Annotated in this window: 3 protein-coding genes; 1 reads left to right on the top strand and 2 read right to left on the bottom strand. The window is 57.6% G+C overall.

What is annotated here, in order from left to right:
- Both GTN70_04065 and GTN70_04060 read right to left on the bottom strand, forming a co-directional pair.
- Positions 1 to 689, bottom strand: a 689-nt coding sequence (locus GTN70_04065; GenBank protein ID NIO16165.1) for a TIGR00730 family Rossman fold protein, incomplete at its 3' end; no start/stop codon positions are given.
- 89 nt (positions 690 to 778) lie between these two features.
- Positions 779 to 1,579: an alpha/beta fold hydrolase gene (locus tag GTN70_04060; GenBank protein ID NIO16164.1), complete on the bottom strand. Its 801-nt coding sequence runs from the start codon at positions 1,577 to 1,579 to the stop codon at positions 779 to 781.
- Positions 1,580 to 1,652: 73 nt separating this feature from the next.
- On the opposite strand from GTN70_04060, the gene GTN70_04055 reads away from it, so the two are divergent.
- Entirely contained in the window at positions 1,653 to 3,377 is a 1,725-nt protein-coding gene (locus GTN70_04055) for a DUF814 domain-containing protein (GenBank protein NIO16163.1), read from the top strand.
- Positions 3,378 to 3,492: the final 115 nt, after the last annotated feature.

Genomic DNA, 3,492 nt, shown 5'->3' with positions numbered 1-3,492 from the left:
GGTGTTATCCCCTCGAGGGGGATGCCCCACAGGCGGATTTCCTTGAAGGAGTTCCTCTCCTCGTAGCTCTTCTCGATGATATCCGCCACCTTCACGGGGTCGTCCGTGACGTGGAAAAGGTCGAGATCCTCTTTCACGACGGTCCCCGCCTCCACCATCGTCTTCCTCATCCACTTCAGCAGGCCCCTCCAGTAATCGGTACCCACGACCACGACGGGAAACCTGTCTATCTTCTCCGTCTGCATCAGGGTAAGGGACTCGAAAAACTCATCGAGGGTCCCGAACCCTCCCGGCATGATGACGTATCCCACGGCGTATTTCACGAACATGACCTTTCTCGCGAAAAAGTGCTTGAAGTGAAGGGATTTGTTCTGATACGTGTTTTGCGCCTGCTCGATCGGGATTTCGATGTTGAGCCCTATCGACAGGCCCTTTCCCCTGCTCGCACCCTTGTTCGCCGCCTCCATTATGCCGGGGCCGCCGCCGGAGATGATCGCGAAGCCCCTTTTCGAGAGCAGTTCCGCTATTTTCACCGTCTTTTTATAGTAGGGATCCCTGCTCTTCATCCGGGAACTGCCAAATATCGAAACAGCCGGCCCCACGTTGCGCAAAGACTCGAACCCTTCCACGAATTCGCTCATGATCCTGAAGACACGCCACGTTTCATTTCCCACGCGATCCTCTTTCATTCGATACACCCCCTGATCGATGAGAGTTGTTCGACACCCTCCTTTTCTTTCGACCCTTTTTCGTGCCGCCTTGAGAGGGCCCCGTTATTTTATCCGGTAAGGAAGGCAAGCACCTTCTCGTTGAACTCCTCCCACCTCTCGGCGAAAAGCCGGTGGGGGGCACCCGCGAGGAATTCCAGGCTCGCCCCGGGGATGTTCGCCGCGAGTATCTCGGAGTTCTCAGGCAAAATCAGCCTGTCCGCATCCCCGGTTATGACGAGGGTCTGCGCCCGGATCCGGGAAAGATCGTGATAGGTGGCGTGAGTAGAGATCGCTGCAAGCTGTGCCATATACCCTTTTACATTCTGCTTCCTGTCGAGGGCATAGCGGATGAAGCGATCCACCTCGGGATCATTTCGTTCGATGAAGCCAGGGGTGTAGAGGTACGGGAGCATGTCCCTGAGCGATCCCTCCGGGTCACTCTCGTTGTAGGACCGGAAAACTTCCATGGCCGCAGGGGATGGCTTGACCGAGTGCTCCCCTCCAACACCCGTGCAGGCCAGAACGAGCCGGTCAACCACTTCCGGGTAGAGGATGGCCACCTTCTGGGCTATCAATCCCCCCATCGACACGCCGAGGAGGCTTGCCCTCTCTATCCCGAGATAGGCGAGAAGGTCCCGGACATCCCCCGCCATCTGGTCCGTCGTGTAGGGCCCGGGGGGCACATCGCTTATCCCACAACCCCTGTTATCAAAGAGGACAGCCCGAAAGTGCTGCCGGAAGGCGGGGACCTGGTAGAGCCACTCCCGGTGATCGGAGCCGAGACCGTTTATCATGACCAGGCTCCGATCCATCCCGTCGCCGTATGTCTCGTAGTAGATCGTGAGCCCGGAGAGAGAGGCAAGCGGCATCGCTACGCTCTCCTTTGCTTTTCCAAGACACGGGGCATACAATAAACTTACCCCAACGGACGGGGAAAAATAAATGGATTCTTTCGTGCTGAAGAAAATTATCGACGAACTCAGGGAGAAACTGCCCGGATCTCTCGTGTCGAAGGTCTACCAGCCGGGCAAAAGGGAAATTCTCCTCGAGCTCTGGAAGCCCGGGGGCGGCAACCGCCTCCTGATCTCGGCACACCCCCACCTCTGCTCGGCCCACATAACCGGGAAGGAGCTCAAAAATCCCCTGTCACCGCCCAGGTTTTGCCAGGCACTCAGGAAGCACCTGAGCGGGGCCCGCATCAGGGACATCGAGCTGACCGAATTCGAACGCGCCTTCACGGTGATGTTTCAGGCAAGGGGCGAAGATGGCGAGCCACAACATCACCGCCTCGTGGCCGAGCTGTTCGGAAGGCACGCGAACATAATCCTTCTCGATGAAAGCGGGATTATCCTGAACGCCCTCAACATCGTCACGGAAAGAGATACCAGCGTCCGGGAGATCGCCTCGGGGATCTCCTACCGCCCTCTCCCCCCCCTTCCCAAGACCTTCCTTCCCGGCGTGACCATCGAAACGTGCCGGCAGATTCTTACCGACAGCTGGGACGGCATCCCCCAGGCAATTATGAGAGGCGTTTACGGGATCTCCAAAGAGATAGCATCCCAGGTCGCTCCTGGCGGGGATGCGGACGGAAAGGCGCTGCTCGACGCTTTCGGAGAAATCATCCGCGCCTACAGGGAGGGAAGCTACCGGGTGGGCTTGAGGAGGGAGAATAGAGACAGGACAACCCTCCTTCCCGTTATCGCCGGGGCGGTGGTCCCGGGGGAAATAGAGTATTTCGACTCTGCCAACGAAGCGGCGGATACCTTTTTTCACGCCTCCTACCTGCGGGAGCAGTTTCTCTCAATGAAAAACAAGCTCTTAACGGTCCTCCGCAAGAGAAAAAAAAGGGAGGAGAAAAAGAAAGAGAGGGTCAACGAGGACATCCTGAAGCTGGAGTCACTGAAAGAGTTCGGCGTCAAGGGTGAGCTTTTGAAGCAATCCCTCCACATCATGAAAAAGGGGCAGAAGGAGCTTTCCGCGCCGGATTTTTCGACAACGCCTCCCCGGCGGGTGGTGATAGAGCTCGACCCGTCCCTTTCGCCCGTGGAGAACATGAACCGGTATTTCCGGCTCTACAAGAAGGGGCAGCGGGGGATATCGATGAAGACGGGATTGCTGCCCCGGATAGAGGAGGAAATCAGATATCTGAACGGCATCCAGTACTATGTGGAGAAAGCGCAGACCATCGATGACCTCTCGCACCTGGAGAGGGAGATGACCGAATCGGGATACATGAGACGGAGGGCCCGGAAGGAGAAGAAAAGAGAGAGAAAGGGAAAAAGGGAATCTTCCGCCGCGCACGTGGAGAAAAAGCAGGTAGAGGAGTTCACCGTTTACATCGGCAAGAACAACAGGGGAAACGACCACATCGTAAAGAGCATCGCAAGGCCCGGGGACCTGTGGCTGCACGCCAGGCATCACCCGGGAAGCCACGTGCTCATCAAGAAGCCGCGATCCGGGGAAATACCCCCCGGGCTGATCCGCACCTTCGGGGCGGAAGCCGCCAGGAGAAGCGGCGGGGCCCGGGACGGCAAAGTGGAGATCTTCGTGGCGGACGCAAAGGACGTGAGCAAGATTCCCGGCCAGAGGCCGGGGATGGTGCGGGTCAGGCGGTACCGGACCATCATGGTGGAGACAGGAAACGGGAGCCCGGAGTATCAAGGCTAAAAGGGGAGGGGAAAGCGGGTGTGCTGCCAGACGGTAATTCGGAATGCGGAATGCGGAATGAAAACAGTTAACAGTTAACGGTTTACGGTTTCCGGTTGAACGAGAAACGAGAAAC

The organism is Deltaproteobacteria bacterium (assembly GCA_011773515.1).
Taxonomy (GTDB): domain Bacteria; phylum Desulfobacterota; class Deferrimicrobia; order J040; family J040; genus WVXK01.
The sequence above is the reverse complement of the archived record's forward strand: the minus strand, read 5'-3'. Positions and strand labels throughout refer to the sequence as shown.